Genomic DNA, 16,462 nt, shown 5'->3' on the forward strand with positions numbered 1-16,462 from the left:
GTCAGGGGAGCGTCGCTAGGTGTTCTTCGTACACGTCCACGACGCGGACTGATTCCGCACCGAGTGCGTCTTCGAGTGCTTCGTAAAGGAGTTCGGCGTCGCCGACTTCGTCGCCATACGAGATGGGGAGTACATCGCTTACGACAACGTGGACGCTCTCGATACGGTTCGCGTTCGTTTCGAGACGACTGACGAGTGAATCGACCGAGAGGGTGAGGTCACGGACGTTCCGAAGTTCGTCGTCCGGTTTTGTCCGGTCGCTGTCGAGTTCGAGGTCTTTGTCGAGACCACCAAGATGGAAACTGTCAGTGTCGTACTCCACGCGTATGTAGAGCCGCGGTTCCTGTCCGACCTTACTTCGGCTGATGGTCTGGTTCTTGATTGCACGCCAGCAGAGCGTATCGAGTCGCTCCACGTCCTCAGTCGTGAGATTTGTATCCTCGGCACCGTGTTCGTCCACGAGACCGTGGAACCGAATGAGACCGTACTGGATGCGGTGGTCGTCCAAGTCGAAACCTCCCTGTGCCTTCTCGTCCTGTGTTGCGATGACACTCGTGAGGCTGTCGTACTCCTCGTTCTCGTTGACGGCGTGCATCGACTTTCCGGGCGAGAACTGGACTGGTCCGGTGAAGTGGTTGGGGAGGTGTTGTGCGTACTTGTCGTCGGTATCGACGCTCATAGTTGCGCCGAAATATCGAACGTCGGAACTATTGGCAAGGAACTCCCCGAACACTTCATCGGCAAGGTTTTCGTCAGGTGTCTCGTCCAAATCGACCTCTTTCAGTCGGTCTTCGAGAAGGTCTTCACGTGTCGCCTGCTGACCATCCTCGTGGACATTTCGGATGTACACGCCGTGGCCGTCATCATCCAGTTGGTCGCGGAGGTAGCGTTTCAGGCGGACGTCGGTGACGATTGCCTGTCGCGTCTGTGGATCGATTCGTGGCCGATTCGCGCCACTCAGCGGGTTGCCGTTTGGATTTGCGTCCACGGCGTCATACAGGAAGACGATTTCGGAGCGGTTCTCGACAGTAGTGGTTTCGTTCGTCATTGGTCTACTTGGGAAGTTTCGGCAGGTTGTTCGTCCGTGTCGTTCGAGCGGATTTTTCGGTCGTTCATGCCGTAGGTGACGCCGAGCGCGTAGTAGAATCGGAGGTCGTCAGTATCGATACTCCAGTCGTCAGGATCAGGTCGGATGATTTTCTCCCGGAGTCGATCAGCGATGTAGTCGAATTTCATGCCGGGGTAGCTCATTCCGCCCTTCTTCTCTTGGCGGGTGTACGTCACAGCCTTCTCGATGGCATCCTCCGCGATTTTCTTAACCCGATTTCGCGTGACCGATTTCACTGGGAACTGGTCGACGAGCGTCGTGGAACGCCCCTGTTCGTACTCCTGATAGTCGCCGACCGCGCCGACGAGCGCGCCAAGGAGAAATGAGGCACATCGCTCATCATTCTTGGCAAGTGCTGGTGTATCTTCGATAAACGATTCGAGTTTCGTTGCTCCGGCAAATCCGCCGTCCGGAACGGGTTTCTCTTGTCTCGATTGCATAGGTCGTGATTCGTAAGTTGGTGGGTTCGTAATCGGTCGCAATGCCTTGTTCGCGTCTCTCACAGTGAGGAAATCGTGGTCGGCGCGTGCGAGCGCACAGAGTTGGGCGTACTGGCTGGGGACGAGAAACACGGGGAAGCCGTTCTCGTCGTCCCTACTGTCCTCAATGATACGCTCGACGTATCGCTCCAACAGCGACGAAATCGGAATCGCCTCGCCGGAGAGAATCGCAACGAGTGCCCGAATCCGGAAGTCGTCCGCACTTGCATCCGTGTCGTCGTCACCCGACGGGAGCGTTTGATACAGATACGATCCCGAGGCGACCGACCCGAGGATGTTCTCTCCGTTAAGGAGCTGCCAGTTTTCGTGATTCGGAAGTGCGCCCGTTCGTTTGTGCCCTTCACGAAATGCCGTGGTTTGGACGACCTGCGCATGCGCGAACGCAAGGTTAGCAGGATACTGAATCAACCCGTTCATCGTCTCGCCGAACACGTCGTACCGTGACATCTGGTGAGGCATCACTGCCGACACGTAGAATCGCAGTCCGTTAGCATCCGCGTCATCACCGAATCGCTCCTTTTGATGCAGGTACGCATTCTCGATGGGGGTGAGCTGTTCGGACGAATCGCTCTCCGATACGATGCTGTACAGCAGTCGGTACAGCAGATGGGTCTCCTCAGGCTCCGGAACGCCGAAAAAGTATGGCAGGTAGTAAACGTTCGTGTTGAATGTTCGGTACGTACACGCATCAACGAACGTCTCCGCGTTCATCAGCGTGACCGCCGCATCCTCCGAAATCGGATGCGTTCGCCATGCCTCGTCCGGATCGAATCCGGGGAACTTTTCGAGTTGTTTGCCAAGGAAGTAGTTCAGTGGGTCTTCTGCCGTTCCAACGGTTCGCGTTCGAGCGCCGGTTACGAGATCAATCGCTTCGCCCGACGAGTCCGACGCCTGTCCCTTCGAAACCAATTTCGACAATTTTCGGCGGCGCATCGCGGCCATGAGCACGTCGAGGTTGCCATCACTAGGCCAATGGTACTCCCCATCCGGTTCGGTTTTCACCTTCACCGTCAGAAGTGCCGAAGTCGAGCCTTTGAGTTGCGTGGTAACGCTCTCTTCGATAGTTTTGAGAACGGATTCGTCCTCGCCGAGGTCGGAGAGTGCGTTGATAATCCAGCCGTCTTTATGATCGTCTGCAACTGACTGGACTACGTCGTCCTTCGGCCATTTCGTCAGTCGTTCCTTCGCGTAGCGAGCGAGCTTTTCAGGATCGCTGTTTTTGCCCGCCTGATGAGTGATACTGTGGTCGATACCACGAGCAGCCGGATACTTGCAGTGTGCAACTTTTGGAATCCGTTCCTTGGTGTACCTCGTAATCCACACGGGACCACGTCGGTCGCCGGTCTCCAATCGTGGTTTGTCGCCCGAAACGTCGGCGCGAACGACAACGAGGCTGTCGTCTTGGTCCACGAAACCGTTAGCGGCATCCGGGGTAAGATAGGAGGCGTACGCCCCACCACCTGCGGTCGCAAGGGTGTAGAGCTTACCGTATAGGTACTGGATGTCTCGGAGAGACGAAATCGGCTTGTCGGGGAGTTCCTCTGCAAGTTTGTCTGCGGGATACTGCTGTTCGAACTCCTCAGGCGAAAGCATTCTCTCCCTCCAGTTCGCTTCTGTCCGGCGTTGTCTTCTCGACGATGTTCACGAACCCGAATCCGAGGCCATTTCGACCACCGATACCGGTATTGAGTGCCAGATTGAGATGGTGTCTATGCGTATCATTACGCACACGATAATCGAGTCTCCATTTGCTCACGACCATTTTGATTTCCGTTCCGGTCGTGACCGTCACCGGAAGTGCATACGTCTTGAGAAAGTCGTGTCCCTCGAACAGCGGTTCATCGACCTCCGCAGGCCCTGGACGATATTCCGGGGCAAAGCGGTCGTGTTTCTCTTGGAGATTATCGACGATGGCGTCGCGGAACGGTTCGATAGTGTGTTCGGGTTGCCAGTACGTTGGTGTTCCTTCGTGGCCTGTGCCGTCGATACCATACTCGTCGCGATGGTGGTCATACAGCCGGACGACAACACCAGTCGCAGTTTCGATAACACCTCGCGTTCCAGGTTCACCAACATCGACATCGAGGGCTCGCAAGGCGTCAATCTCGAATGGTCGATTGCCGATATTGAACTCCCGATCATCACGGAAGTTTTCTGCAATGGTGGCGAGAAGACCTTCGCGGGGTGAGGCGAGAAGGAATTGGCGCTCGTCGCCGGCCTTCATTGACCCCCACGGGAAGATGTTCGAGTACGAGAGTCCAAGTGACGTGCCATTCCCGTGTTCGTCATCGAATTTGGTTCCTTGGAGCGCACGCCATATCCGACCACGAACTTTATGATGGAAGTTTGTATCTGGTGCAGCGTCGGCTTGTGCGACCAAGTCAACTAACAAACGCATCCTCACACATCACCTCCTGTAAAATCAATACAGTTTTCATCTCTACAGATTACTCTTGTTATTGTATGTATATATGTTTTTATCATGGTCTGACATAGAATCTGATCAAAAGATGGGCCAGTCGCAACAGCTCCTACCGTTGGCTTCCTACCAGGGGCTTCAACCCGTGTGATTCTACTGGATGATCTGAAATCTTGATAAGGTGATTCCTACTAATTCGGCATTCTACAAGGTACCAAATAAGAATATATTTCTTTAAGACAACCATCGACCTCCTAGGGGAAGAGGGGTTATTGGGGGTCGACGGAAACAACCAAGTGTGAACAGTGAGAAGAGCCGGTGAGTGTCCAGAATTGGGCATGGTTACAGACGAACCGTCCTAGGGTTGAAGCTTCGCCCGGTTCGTTCTCGCACCCCGGCAGTCGGCAGGTTACAGACGAACCGTCCTAGGGTTGAAGCTGGAACCGCCCTTGTGGCACAGCAGCAAGCCGATGAGTTACAGACGAACCGTCCTAGGGTTGAAGCGATGGGTATCTTCACATCGACTACAACGCAACCGAGTTACAGACGAACCGTCCTAGGGTTGAAGCCTGTTTTTCGAGGCGGACAGAGGTTATCTCTGCCAGTTACAGACGAACCGTCCTAGGGTTGAAGCTGTCATTATTCGGTCCTCCATGTGCTCGTGAATCGCGTTACAGACGAACCGTCCTAGGGTTGAAGCCTATTTGGTAATGAGTTAGGGACGAATAGAGGACTTGTTACAGACGAACCGTCCTAGGGTTGAAGCCTGCCGTGTGTCGGCCACTGCCTGCAAAACGCCCGTTACAGACGAACCGTCCTAGGGTTGAAGCACCGACCACTCGTTACGTCCCTCCCATCTCGCCCAGCGTTACAGACGAACCGTCCTAGGGTTGAAGCGAATTCATCGCACTGGTGGCGTTTGGAATTTACGCCAGTTACAGACGAACCGTCCTAGGGTTGAAGCATCGCGTGATGGAACGCTCGGCCATCTCTTCCATCACTCGATAGCCATCGTTCTTGTACGCACAACCGTAGTGGGTCGCGAGCTCTCGATATCCGAGTCGTGCAACCATCACGTCATTCGTCTTGGCGACGTTCTTCGCGTGTTTGAGCACATCGAGGTACTTGTTCTCGACTTGCTGACTCTCAGCGCGCTTCTCGCGGAAGTTGACGAGCTCAGTGTTCTGTTCCGAGCGCTGGACTGTCTCAAAGAGCTGACGGCCTGCATTCGAGCTACACAAATCGAGAAGTCACTGGCTATTCAAGACGGCTCTCGCACGTTGGACATAGGTGTTCTTCGACCAACTTCGTGCCGTACTCATCTCATCGAGTAATGACTCCGCGTCAGCTGGTGATACAATCTCGTTTCGCACAAGCGCAACGAGCAGCATCGGCGTGGTCACAAGCCGAGTATCAACGAGTGACGCATGGATGAGGGCAAGCCGATTGAACTCGTCACACAGAAATTGCGTCGCGTTGAGTTCGTTCGTGAGTGTCACGGCGGCGTTCTCGCTCCTGTTGGGGAAAATCGTCAGGGAAACGATAGTCTTTAAATACTGTTTGAGTTCGTCTCTTATACCGAATTTTTGTGATACTGGTCTCCGAAGGTGCCTCGATATATGTAGCAAAGCGTGCTTTGCTTTGAGCAGATATTACAGGAATATTCACCTGCCAATTTCCGGGGAAGTATCTATCTTTAGCAAACTTCTTCTTGGGATTGTAAGTAAACCCGTCATCACCATAGATGGAGAGATCACTCCAAGGATGAATCGATAAGTCATATTTTGATAAATTAGTCAGCTCCATTGCAAGGAAGTACCCTTTAAATTCTTTTGGTCTCCGTATCTTTGCTTGGGAAGTCTTGATATACTCATAACCGAGAAGTTTTGCCCGGAACAGATCACATTCGTCAACAATATTGAGGCTGCTTGAAGGTTTGTGGTCTGTAGGAACAGTAGGAGTATTTTCTTCTATCTGGATGGTCTCCTCTCTCCGATCGTCTACGTAGGACTCAACTAATTCTTCGGCAGACATTTCAACAACGAGTTCAGAAAGCGTATCTCCATTAACTAATTTGATATTGAATTCTTGGGCAAGTGAACGGGCTTGGTTTGTAAATCTGCTAGTAGTAATTACTATGACTTCATCCACACTATCCCTTTGCTTAAGAGATGCATATTTTTGTAACTCAGGTCCTGAAACCGAACTATCGGTACCATATCGTTTTGTCTGAATTAGTGTTTTCTTGGGATATGGAAATGACTTCGTTGCGATAATATCGATTCCTTTGTCTCCAGATTGGGATGTTACTTCAGTTTCCCAACCACGAAAAGACCAAAGGTCGGAGACGAATTCTTCAAATTCGTATCCATTTAGTTGCTGAAGAAGAGGTAGAATCTGATCAGTAGTGATGTTTGATTCTTTGCCGGTCTTCATAATCTGACTAAGTTAGAGAACAAGCATAAATTGTTGTGGTATTCATATGATATTTATATACTATGTCTGTCATTTGCATATACCGCTAGGGCTAGCAGTACCGACACCCTCGAACGATTATTCTTCCTCTCGAATCCACCAGATAACCACCCGTGGACTCAACTTCCCTCGTTCTAACTTACCATGTTCATGCAACTCTTTGAGCCGCCGATGCACTGGCCATCGCTCCATCGCGACCGTATCTCCAACCCACCGAACGGTCACTGCCGGAAACTCTGTTTACCTCAACCACCCTGAGTCTCTTCTCAATTCTTATATCCAAAACTGCATTTATTCAATACTGTTCTGGGATTTCCAGAAGGTCTGACATAGATTTATCTGTTCATCAATTAATTCAATAATCGAATGAAGCAGACACGACGAAGCGTCCTTGGCGCAATCGGAGCCGTAGCAACAGTCGGAGTCGGCGCAACGCAAGTTCTTGGTGCAGACTCTAATGTTCCACTCCTTCTTGATCCATATCCGGGTGAAGAGTACCTGCTCGTCAAAAACACAACAGACTCGCCATTCAGCCTTGACGGGCACTATGTTGACTTTGAGTATGTAAACGACGGTGAAGATCAACGGTATTCGATTCCCTCCGGCTATACGATTCCTGCTGGTGGTACAATCAAAATTGCAACCGGGGCGGGAGAGGTCCCTGAAGGCGCTATTGACATGGACCAGCCCGATTATGAGATGAACAACTCCGAAGCCGACGTATACGCGATCCTTGACGCTGACAAAAACGTCGTTGCTCGTAGTGACCAAGAGAAATACCGGGCATCGATCGATCCAAGCGAAGAAACAACGACCGACGAGACGACTACTGAAGAGGAAGATACCACCGACGACTCCGACGACAGCGAGTCGAGCGATAGCTCCTCGGACGATACTCAGTCAGACGATGATACCGACTCTGACGAGAGCGAAAGCTCGGAAAGTGATGACTCCGAAGAGTCCGAGTCGGACGACTCGTCCAGCGAAGAGGATTCACAAGACGACTGCTGAGACAGCCAGTCGATACCCCTATTTTCATGACCAACAGATCACGGCGACGGTTTCTCACATCAGCATTGGCCACGATGAGTCTCGGTATGCTTGCCGGGTGTTCAGATATCCTCGGGTCTACCGAAACTAACACGTCCAAAACGTCCTCGAGAACGCCAGACTCGACGACAGCAGTAACAGAAACGATTGCAACGACCGTTGAAACAGTGACTGCCACAAAACAGTCCACCAGTGAGTCATCAGAGGATACCTCGGCAGAACCATCCTCGAAAACGACACGGCAGGACGAAACAACAACATCAGAATCATCTTCGACGTCGAACTCACAAGCGACAGAACGAAAGACATCGACTGAATCAACAAAGTCAACAGTCACTGCCGATGTCCCCGTGAAGACACCGACAACAACGTCGGAAGATACGATGTCCGTCGAGAGTGCATTGGAGTGGTTGATCAGCAGCCTCCAATCAGAAGGTGTCAATGCCTCTAACCCGACTACGTGGCGTGATATTGCGAAAATCATCCATACGACCGACGAGACAACCCTTCTGGATGGATTGGCCGGAGAAATCGGAACTGTGGCTGGCCATTGGGTCCAATTCACCACCAAAGTCGAGGACCCACCATCCGAACTCCGAGTCACGCTGCAAGACGAGGATGGTGACGATATCGGGGGCTATTCGGTGATGACCAAAGATGCGGAGGCCGTGTTAGATGGGTTCATGACCACCGATGAGTTCTCTCGCCGAATCGTCTCGACAATTCGATTCTCACCCGATGTCCCAACAACCATGACAACGCGGGCTCCCTCGACCACTACGACCACGACTACCACAACGACAACACCGCCGGAATCAACAACAACGTCGTCGCAAACGACTCGTGAGCGTCCAACGACCACAACAGAGAGCCGATTCACAACAACACGCCGGACATCCTCATCGACAACCACTACTAAGACAGAAACGAGCAAATCGACAACGACTGCAACGGCCAGGGAAGCACACACGACCGAGTCATCCAGATAGTCAATATCAGCGATAAACTAGTCAGTACGACTCTACTTGAGGAGCTTTTTCACCGTTGATCGCACCTTCGACTCTGCTCTGCGTTTCGCATACTGCTTTGGGTTCTTGACCTTCCGTGCGGTTCCAGACGCCTTCTAGACGCCTGTTTTCTTTCGAACCTTCCGCTTTACTTTCCCTGTCGTCTTTCGTTTGGCGTATTTTTTCGGGTCTTTGGCTGCTCTCACGATCTTCTCGGCTTTCGATTTCTTACGACGGGTGCGAAATGGACCGATTTTCATTCCCATTCTAATTGTTTTCATACTCGATAAAGATTACTCTCGTTACATTACGAAGAGAACCGACGTGTATGCGTGAATCATTCAAGCCGTATTTTACCGCTGTACAGTGACGATGTAATGTGTGTTCCTCTGAATTATCGGCGTCTATTCTGGGCTATTTTGCCATTGCTCTTTTGTAGTATTATACCGTCTGGATGCTTGTATGGCTAATTTGGTTGTCAAAGCAGCAGTGAAAGACCAGCTCGAAGGACAAAATGTAGCCAGCGACTTCTACGATGCACTCAACGAGGAAGTTGAGACGGTTCTCGAGGACGCTGCTCGCCGAGCCGAAGAAAACGATCGCAAAACCGTCCAAGCGCGCGATTTGTAGCGTTCCATCGCCTCAAGCTAGCATCAACCTGTTTTTGTTCGTCGTTATAAAGAACTCATCTCGCTAGGGACTAACCGCTACTCCGCCCGAATCCAGATCATCCGACGCGCTTTGGGCTTTTTCTTGCGAATCTCCCCCTGTCGGCAAGCCCACTTAAAACTCGTACATAATCCAACGTGACCATCCAAGCTCGTCCGCGATCTCACTCGTTATAGAAGGTTCGAACGGTTTCATGACCGGAAGTGGATCTATAGTAGGACAATCTCTTTGCGCTCTCCTACGATCACCGGAATATCGGTCGTATATTCTTTCCCAGTAAACACGACCGTCACAGCTACATGATTTGGTAATTTCTTCACCACCATCCGAGCGACCGCGTTGCAAATTCGGCCGGACCATCAGCATTCCGTGCCGTCACAATCCGAACTTCGTCTGTTTCAGGAAGGTACTCAACATTCTTACTCTTGACCCGTTGCCGGACAGTCAGTGGCTTGCCGGTTGCCCGAATCCCAGGAAATGGCGAGCGTCTAGAGTGTCTTCCAGGATCCGAGGGCGCGACTCCAAGTCGTTACACTAGCGATCCAGCGTGCAGCGACCATCTTTTTCAAGATCTGTGCGGGGTAGGAGCCAAACGTTTCAATGGGTAAAACTGGTACACTATGTGCAACAGCGGATTCACCGATCGAAATTACAGTTCCTTTATCCGAATAATTCCACGTTTCGAGTGGTTTCCCGTCAATCGATCGCTCAATATTTTTGGCTACAGTATCAGCAGCTTGCCAAGCAGCTTGTGCAGTTGGCGGAATAACGCCATCCCCATTGTTGATGAGTCCTGCGTCGCCAATTACGAACACAGAGTCATCACTCGTTTTGAAGGTCGTGTCTGCCTGCACTCGATTGTGTTCTTTCGCGATCGAGACGGATTCCATTGTATCATGCCCTGTAATCCCTCCCGTCCAAATAAAGAGATCAAAGTTAACGGAATTTCCACTCGCAAACTTGATCTGATTTGTTTTTGCTTCGGTAATTGGATCATCAGTAAGGATATCAATGTTCGCCTGTTCTAATTCCCTCCGAACGGATCGCTGGAGGTCAGATGAATGACCCGGCATAATTGACTCCATTGCTTCAACGAGAGTGACCGAAATTGGGAGCCCTTCTTCATCAGCTAACGCGGCAATTTCACCTGCAGTTTGGATACCGGAGAGACCTGCACCACCAACAACGACGTGTGCTGGATTCTCTTCTGAAGCGGTATTCGCTTGATCTCTCAACTGATCGTGGATGGTTAGTGCATCATCAAGTGACTTTACTGTATGTGCATTATCCGACAGTCCGGAGATTCCATAATAGGCGGTCTGGCTCCCAAGAGCAATGAGAACGTAATCATATGATATCTCAGTGCCATCATCAAGACTGATAACTTGTTGATCAGTCTCGATAGTTTCGACCCGACCCCGGATGAAGTTCGTTGATGATTCCTTAATCTCATTGATCGGAATTGTAATTTCGTGTTTTGCATCTGGATTTCGAATTACTCTGTGTACCTCATGCAGCACTAAGTGATAATCATGGAGGTCAACCCATGTTATATTACAATCTCTATGCTGAAAACGCTGTTCTAAGCTTTGCACTGCACTTGTTCCCGCGTACCCTGCGCCTAGTACGACAATATCATGTCCCATACGGGATAATGGATTACAAATAATACTAAATATTCGATTAGTGCAAATATTACACTGCTAAATGGCCCAATATCATGTAAACTTTGCATGGGTTCGCCGTTGCAGAGGTTGATTAATATAGAGGATACATCGAGAAGTAAATCCTGCAGCAGCTAGCAGTCGAGAAGAGGAAACTGATTACCGGGAATTTTTACTCAAACCCGACATTAATGCTCTTGGTTTGGGTATACTCTTCTAAGGTTTCAAACGCAGTCTCACGACCGGTTCCAGATTGTTTGTACCCACCAAATGGCTGACCGGCTTGAAATTCATTGTAGGTGTTGATCCAGATATTACCCGCTTCGATATCGCGTGCTGTCCTATAGGCAGAATCCAAATCGTCCGTGATGATTCCTGCTGCCAGACCGAACTGCGTGTCATTCGCCAGTTCGATCATCGTATCATAAGAGGACCACCGAAACACTGCTTCGACGGGACCGAAGATTTCCTCTTGTGCAACCCTGCTTTCGTGGTCGAGATCTGAAATCACGGTTGGTGCGACAAAATTTCCATCAGTAAGCGCCTCATCATCAGGAGGCCCTCCACCAGTTAGAATTTCCGCATCCGCCTCCAGTGCCCATCCAATATATCGCATCGTTCTCTCCAACTCGGCCTGTGATACTTTTGGACCTAGTTCTGTTTCGTCTAGGAGTGGATCTCCAACTGTCAGACTCCCAACTTCCTCCATATATGCCGGGAGGAACTGGTCGTAAATATCCTCATGGATTAGCAACCGAGTCCCAGCACAGCAGCACTCTCCTGCGTTGAAAAATAACGCTTTAGTTGTGACTGTTACTGCTTTCTCTATATCAGCATCCGGGAATACGATTACAGGACTTTTTCCACCGAGCTCTAACGTAAGATCAGTGATCGTGTTCGCAGTGTTCTTCATCACTCCATGGCCGACTTCAGTTGATCCTGTAAAAGCGATTTTTCGCACATCGTCATGGCTTACAAGGGGTGCACCTGCTTCGGCACCATATCCGGTGATAAGGTTGACAACACCGGGCGGTAAAACATCTTCAGTTTCGCGGATGAATTCAATTATCGATAGAGGAGTCTGCTCAGCTGGCTTCAACACAATTGTATTCCCAGCGGCAAGAGCCGGTGCCAATTTCCAAGAAGCCATAAGCAATGGGAAATTCCAGGGAGTGATTTGTCCAACCACTCCATAGGGCTCTTTAATTGTCTGGATATGGTTATTACTATCTGTAGGAATTGTTTTTCCTTCCAAGAAACGGGCAGCACCAGCGAAGTATCGAAAGTGATCGATTACTAGATCAATATCGTCACGAGATTCAGTAATTGGTTTTCCATTATCAAGCGATTCAAGTTTTGCAAATTCCTTTTTTCGGGTCTCGATACGATCTGCGATTTCGGTTAATATTCGTTGCCGATCTGCTGTTGAATATGCAGCCCAACAATCATCATATGCTTTCCAGGCAGCATCAACCGCACGATCGATGTCAGCTTCGTTCCCGGCTTGCACTTCAGCAAGGACTTCTCCCGTTGTTGGGTCGCGTGTTTGGAGTGTCTGTCCGGAGGCACTGTCGACCCAGTTGCCTCCTATGTAGAGTTGAGCAGTATAGTACGGGAGGAGGTCGTTCGCGACCTCTCTGTGCCGTTGTTTGATGATCTGCTTTCGATTCGAAGATGTATTAGAATGTGTTGACATTGCTCGAAGTGCTATTCACTATATCTTTGATGGTTCTACATAACTATTTGGTGCGGTTGTGGGAGGCGTTAAGATTGATAACTACTATTTCTTGCATTATGTTTGCCCTTCTCTGATCCACCCGTACCTATCTCAATAGAGGCCGACACGGAAAACAAGGTTCAATCCGATAGGTTAGAATTCGATCTAAATTTAGTCATTTGCCCCACCATCTGTGGCGACTACCCGTTCTGTCTCATCGTCGAGATCTTCTTCACGGTCCTCTGTTTCCCCGTCGTTGTTTTTTACGAACTTTTCCCCTTCTTCTGTTTCGTGGAGAATTTGCTCGAGTACTTCCGTATCATTGCGGAATTTGTGTATCTCTGGTAGGGAACTCGAATCAAACTGTGCGATTAAATCGCCATGTTTCTTGAAAAATTCGTGTTTCCAAGTTTCGCTTTTCTCGTGCTTTCGGAAGCGAGCGATAAACTGCCAGTGATGATAATCATCTGCATTGAAGAACATTAAGACGTGGGGGTCATTCATCAAATCGTCATAGCATTCTTCCCACCGATCCTCAAAGTTAGGATAATGAAATGCAATTTGGAAAAGATGGTACTCAAAAAAGCTCTCATTTAATAGGGAAACTTGTCGAAACACGTCCTTGTCGCTCAAGTCACGAAGAATATCGTTTACACGATTATGCGACAGCGAGATCCCGTACTCATCCTCTAATCGTTCCTTTAGTACTCGCACCGAAGCAGTTGGATGCTCGATACGGGCCTTCAGAATAGCGATATCCCGAGCAGAAATATCGTCGATCTCATCGATGGCAGAAGGCATGGTCTTATTGAGTCTATGGGGTTTCCAGATTAAAGGTCTTTTCACTTTTTGAGTTTGTTTGGCCTTCTCTGACGGGGTTTCTACGTTATTCCGGGTTGTATTCTTGAAACAACGTGTGGAAATTCCCGGGCCAAAAATGATCAGTGGCTATCTGATGGCAAGGACTGCCATTGGGAGGCCGAGAGCCAACGATCTCTATTCGAGAGCGATATTGAGCGTCTTTGTCTGTGTGTAGTGTTCTATGGCTTCAAATGCAGTCTCGCGACCGATACCAGATTGTTTGTACCCTCCAAACGGTTGTCCAGCAGGGAATTCGTTATAGGTATTCACCCAGATATTACCAGCTTCGATGTCTTCTGCAGCTCTATAGGCCTGGTTCAAATCATTGGTGATCACACCTGCCGCAAGTCCATAGTCAACATCGTTAGCCAGCTCAATCATCTCGTCATACGACGACCACTCGAAGACTGTTTCGACGGGGCCGAAAATTTCCTCTTGAACGGGACGGCTCTCGTGATCAATGTTCGTGAGTACAGTTGGTGAAACGAAACACCCATCACTGAGTGCCTCATCATCGGGTGCATCCCCGCCCGTTGCGATGTCTGCTCCGGTCTTGCGTGCCTCTTTGATGTAATCTAGTGTCCGATTGACCTGGTCCCGGGTGACCTTGGGGCCAAGAGTCGTTTCCTCAAGGAGGGGATCTCCCATGGTTAAATTCTCCACCTCTTGGACGAACGCATCAAGGAATTCGCTTCTGACATCCTCATGGACGAGAAGTCGTGTTCCCGCACAACAACACTCTCCGGTATTGTGGAACATCCCGATTCGGGCGACCTGGGCTGCCTTTTCGATGTCTGCATCCGGAAACACAACTACAGGACTCTTGCCACCCAGTTCTAGGGTGACATCCGTGATATTCTCTGCAGCGTTCTTCATCACACCACGACCGACCTCTGTCGATCCGGTGAATGCGAGTTTGTAAATACCATCGTGACGCGACAGTGGTTCACCTGCTTCGGAACCGAAGCCAGTAACCACGTTAACGACACCATCGGGAAGAATATCGTCAATTTCACGCATGAGTTCTAAGACCGAGAGTGGTGTCTGCTCAGCGGGCTTTAGAACAACAGCGTTCCCAGCCGCGAGGGAGGGTGCCAACTTCCATGCGGCCATCAGTAGCGGGAAGTTCCAGGGAATGATCTGCCCAACCACTCCATATGGTTCCCGAAGCGTCTGGATCTGATGATCACCGTCACAGGGAATCGTTTTTCCACTGTTTATTCGTGCGGCTCCTCCGAAATATCGGAAGTGATCGATAACGAGATCGAGATCAATTCGAGCCTCTGAAATCGGTTTCCCGTTGTCAAGTGATTCGATCGTCGCGAAGTCTTCTTTCCGGGCTTCGATCCTATCTGCAATTTTACTGAGAACTTGCTGACGATCTGCCGCCGAGTATGCAGACCAGCATGTTTCGTAGGCTTCCCAAGCGGCATTGACTGCATTATCGATATCAGCCGCGTTGCCAGCCTGCACTTCTGCGAGAACCTCGCCCGTTGTTGGATCGTGAGTTTGGAGCATTTGATCGGATTCACTATCGATCCATTCGCCTCCGATGTAGAGTTGGCCTGGTTGAGATGGGATTTGATTTTCTGCTGCCTCGTTATGACGCTGTTTAATTGCTGTTTTCGTGTCGGTTGATCGTTGAGAGTCGGTCGACATTACGACAGTTATTCTGTAGACATCATTAATAACAATTTCTGTTCGGTAGTTACATATAAATCTGATATCGGCCTATAGCCATTACAATACACACTAATTCTGCCCTAGTCCGGTAAATATTTATAATATAATGATAGACAATGACGTGCAATGCGAGCTGTAGTACTCGAGGAATTCCAAGAACCGCTGCAAGTACAGGACGTCGAACGACCAGAGCCAGAGTCACATGGTATTGTCGCAGAAGTCAACGGCTGTGGTGTGTGCCGAAGTGACTGGCATTGTTGGCAAGGAGATTGGGATTGGTTCGGCTACCGGCCAGATCCGCCACACATTCTCGGCCACGAGCCTTGTGGCACAGTCGTAGCCGTGGGCGAAGATGTCGAGAGCGTCTCAGAAGGGGACCACATCGCAATTCCCTTCAATTTCGCCTGCGGGAAATGTGACCTTTGTCGGAATGGGCACGAGAACATCTGTGAGAATCACGTTGGGCTTGGCTTCATGAACGAAGCCCCTGGTGCATTCGCCGAAGAGGTTCACGTACCACACGCGGATATCAACGCTGTTCCGCTCCCAGGCAGCATTCATCCTGACACAGCTGCAGGAATCGGTTGCCGATTTATGACGTCGTATCACGCGATGGCGCATCGTGGTGATGTTGGCAATGGCGAAGACGTCGTTGTTCACGGCCTTGGTGGCATCGGACTTTCTGCCGTTCACATCGCGAACGCGCTCGGTGCGAACGTTATCGGAGTCGACCTCTTCGATGAGAAACTCGACAAAGCAGAAAGCCTCGGCGCCGTTGAAACTGTAAATGCAAGTGAGGTTGACGACGCTGCAAAGGAGGTTCAAGATATCACGAACGGCGGTGCTGATTGCTCAGTCGATGCACTGGGAATCGAGACGACATGCCTAAATGCTGTGAATTCTCTCAAAAAAGGTGGTCGCCATGTCCAAGTTGGACTCACGACCTCCGAGGAAGCGGGCCAAGTGCCGCTGCCAACCGACGAATTCGTAGCCAAAGAGATCGATTTCCGTGGCTCGCTTGGTCTCCAACCATCACGGTACTCCGAGATGTTGGATATGATCAAGACGGGGAAGCTTGACCCGACCGAACTCGTGTCGGAAACCATCTCGATCGATGAAGTTCCGGATAAGCTTGCGGCAATGAGCGACTACGATACGATGGGAATCCCCGTCTGCAGTGACTTCAGCTAGATATTTATCTAGCTAACAATTTTTATCGTGTAGAAGAACGGGAGAGATATCTATGCCATATTCACTGAGAGCTATCGGAATCACTAGGCACTCAGTAAGTAGGGTCAATTATCCGGTC

General features: G+C 50.2%; 11 protein-coding genes, 1 pseudogene and 1 CRISPR repeat array. Of the genes and pseudogenes, 3 read left to right on the top strand and 9 right to left on the bottom strand.

What is annotated here, in order from left to right; translation table 11 throughout:
- Window position 1: 1 nt before the first annotated feature.
- The 5 genes and pseudogenes from cas7b to B208_RS23485 all read right to left on the bottom strand — a co-directional run bounded on the left by cas7b (window position 2) and on the right by B208_RS23485 (window position 6,463).
- Window positions 2–1,048 carry a type I-B CRISPR-associated protein Cas7/Csh2 gene (gene cas7b / locus B208_RS0121100; RefSeq protein ID WP_007982329.1) on the bottom strand — a complete coding sequence of 349 codons (1,047 nt, stop codon included), beginning with the start codon at window positions 1,046–1,048 and terminating at the stop codon, window positions 2–4.
- The gene (gene cas8b / locus B208_RS0121105) at window positions 1,045–3,201 is read right to left on the bottom strand and encodes a type I-B CRISPR-associated protein Cas8b/Csh1 (protein ID WP_026178001.1); all 2,157 of its coding nucleotides are present in this window, start codon (window positions 3,199–3,201) and stop codon (window positions 1,045–1,047) included. The genes cas7b and cas8b overlap by 4 nt, the downstream gene beginning before the upstream one ends.
- Window positions 3,188–4,006, bottom strand: a complete 819-nt coding sequence (gene cas6 / locus B208_RS23475) for a CRISPR-associated endoribonuclease Cas6 (protein WP_073096721.1) — start codon at window positions 4,004–4,006, stop codon at window positions 3,188–3,190. Before cas6 ends, cas8b begins: the two co-directional genes overlap by 14 nt.
- 362 nt (window positions 4,007–4,368) lie before the next feature.
- Window positions 4,369–4,991: direct repeats of the CRISPR family, unit length 30 nt; unit sequence GTTACAGACGAACCGTCCTAGGGTTGAAGC.
- Between the two features lie 286 nt (window positions 4,992–5,277).
- Window positions 5,278–5,538, bottom strand: a pseudogene (locus B208_RS25105) (hypothetical protein); the annotation flags it as partial.
- Window positions 5,483–6,463 carry a restriction endonuclease gene (locus B208_RS23485; RefSeq protein ID WP_007981562.1) on the bottom strand — a complete coding sequence of 327 codons (981 nt, stop codon included), beginning with the start codon at window positions 6,461–6,463 and terminating at the stop codon, window positions 5,483–5,485. The gene B208_RS23485 and the pseudogene B208_RS25105, both read right to left, overlap by 56 nt.
- 405 nt (window positions 6,464–6,868) lie before the next feature.
- Between B208_RS23485 and B208_RS24025 the strand changes: the two genes are divergently transcribed.
- Both B208_RS24025 and B208_RS23490 read left to right on the top strand, forming a co-directional pair.
- The gene (locus B208_RS24025; protein WP_139025530.1) at window positions 6,869–7,513 is read left to right on the top strand and encodes a lamin tail domain-containing protein; all 645 of its coding nucleotides are present in this window, start codon (window positions 6,869–6,871) and stop codon (window positions 7,511–7,513) included.
- A gap of 1,508 nt (window positions 7,514–9,021) precedes the next feature.
- Complete coding sequence (locus B208_RS23490) at window positions 9,022–9,189, top strand: DNA-binding protein (RefSeq protein ID WP_026178002.1); 168 nt, start codon at window positions 9,022–9,024, stop codon at window positions 9,187–9,189.
- Window positions 9,190–9,716: 527 nt separating this feature from the next.
- Here the strand turns inward: B208_RS23490 and B208_RS23495 are convergent.
- The 4 genes from B208_RS23495 to B208_RS0121150 all read right to left on the bottom strand — a co-directional run bounded on the left by B208_RS23495 (window position 9,717) and on the right by B208_RS0121150 (window position 15,129).
- Window positions 9,717–10,874, bottom strand: coding sequence for an NAD(P)/FAD-dependent oxidoreductase (locus B208_RS23495; RefSeq protein ID WP_007981555.1), 1,158 nt, complete (start codon window positions 10,872–10,874; stop codon window positions 9,717–9,719).
- Between the two features lie 190 nt (window positions 10,875–11,064).
- Window positions 11,065–12,588 (bottom strand): aldehyde dehydrogenase family protein, encoded by a 1,524-nt coding sequence (locus B208_RS0121140; protein WP_026178003.1) that lies wholly within the window; start codon window positions 12,586–12,588, stop codon window positions 11,065–11,067.
- Between the two features lie 192 nt (window positions 12,589–12,780).
- Window positions 12,781–13,410: a helix-turn-helix domain-containing protein gene (locus B208_RS0121145; protein WP_007981548.1), complete on the bottom strand. Its 630-nt coding sequence runs from the start codon at window positions 13,408–13,410 to the stop codon at window positions 12,781–12,783.
- Between the two features lie 195 nt (window positions 13,411–13,605).
- Window positions 13,606–15,129, bottom strand: a complete 1,524-nt coding sequence (locus B208_RS0121150; protein WP_026178004.1) for an aldehyde dehydrogenase family protein — start codon at window positions 15,127–15,129, stop codon at window positions 13,606–13,608.
- 150 nt (window positions 15,130–15,279) lie between these two features.
- On the opposite strand from B208_RS0121150, the gene B208_RS0121155 reads away from it, so the two are divergent.
- Complete coding sequence (locus B208_RS0121155) at window positions 15,280–16,344, top strand: zinc-dependent alcohol dehydrogenase family protein (RefSeq protein ID WP_026178005.1); 1,065 nt, start codon at window positions 15,280–15,282, stop codon at window positions 16,342–16,344.
- The last annotated feature ends 118 nt before the right edge of the window (window positions 16,345–16,462 follow it).

It is taken from the genome of Haladaptatus paucihalophilus DX253 (assembly GCF_000376445.1).
In the GTDB taxonomy this organism is placed as follows: Archaea; Halobacteriota; Halobacteria; order Halobacteriales; family Haladaptataceae; genus Haladaptatus; species Haladaptatus paucihalophilus.

What these genes read in the sequence shown, in the direction of transcription:
- B208_RS23490 (WP_026178002.1), top strand. Translation starts at nt 9,022, where the DNA reads ATGGCTAATTTGGTTGTCAAAGCAGCAGTGAAAGACCAGCTCGAAGGA.
- B208_RS24025 (WP_139025530.1), top strand. Translation starts at nt 6,869, where the DNA reads ATGAAGCAGACACGACGAAGCGTCCTTGGCGCAATCGGAGCCGTAGCA.
- cas7b (WP_007982329.1), bottom strand. Translation starts at nt 1,048, where the DNA reads ATGACGAACGAAACCACTACTGTCGAGAACCGCTCCGAAATCGTCTTC.
- B208_RS0121140 (WP_026178003.1), bottom strand. Translation starts at nt 12,588, where the DNA reads ATGTCAACACATTCTAATACATCTTCGAATCGAAAGCAGATCATCAAA.
- cas6 (WP_073096721.1), bottom strand. Translation starts at nt 4,006, where the DNA reads ATGCGTTTGTTAGTTGACTTGGTCGCACAAGCCGACGCTGCACCAGAT.
- cas8b (WP_026178001.1), bottom strand. Translation starts at nt 3,201, where the DNA reads ATGCTTTCGCCTGAGGAGTTCGAACAGCAGTATCCCGCAGACAAACTT.
- B208_RS23495 (WP_007981555.1), bottom strand. Translation starts at nt 10,874, where the DNA reads ATGGGACATGATATTGTCGTACTAGGCGCAGGGTACGCGGGAACAAGT.
- B208_RS0121155 (WP_026178005.1), top strand. Translation starts at nt 15,280, where the DNA reads ATGCGAGCTGTAGTACTCGAGGAATTCCAAGAACCGCTGCAAGTACAG.
- B208_RS23485 (WP_007981562.1), bottom strand. Translation starts at nt 6,463, where the DNA reads ATGAAGACCGGCAAAGAATCAAACATCACTACTGATCAGATTCTACCT.
- B208_RS0121150 (WP_026178004.1), bottom strand. Translation starts at nt 15,129, where the DNA reads ATGTCGACCGACTCTCAACGATCAACCGACACGAAAACAGCAATTAAA.
- B208_RS0121145 (WP_007981548.1), bottom strand. Translation starts at nt 13,410, where the DNA reads ATGCCTTCTGCCATCGATGAGATCGACGATATTTCTGCTCGGGATATC.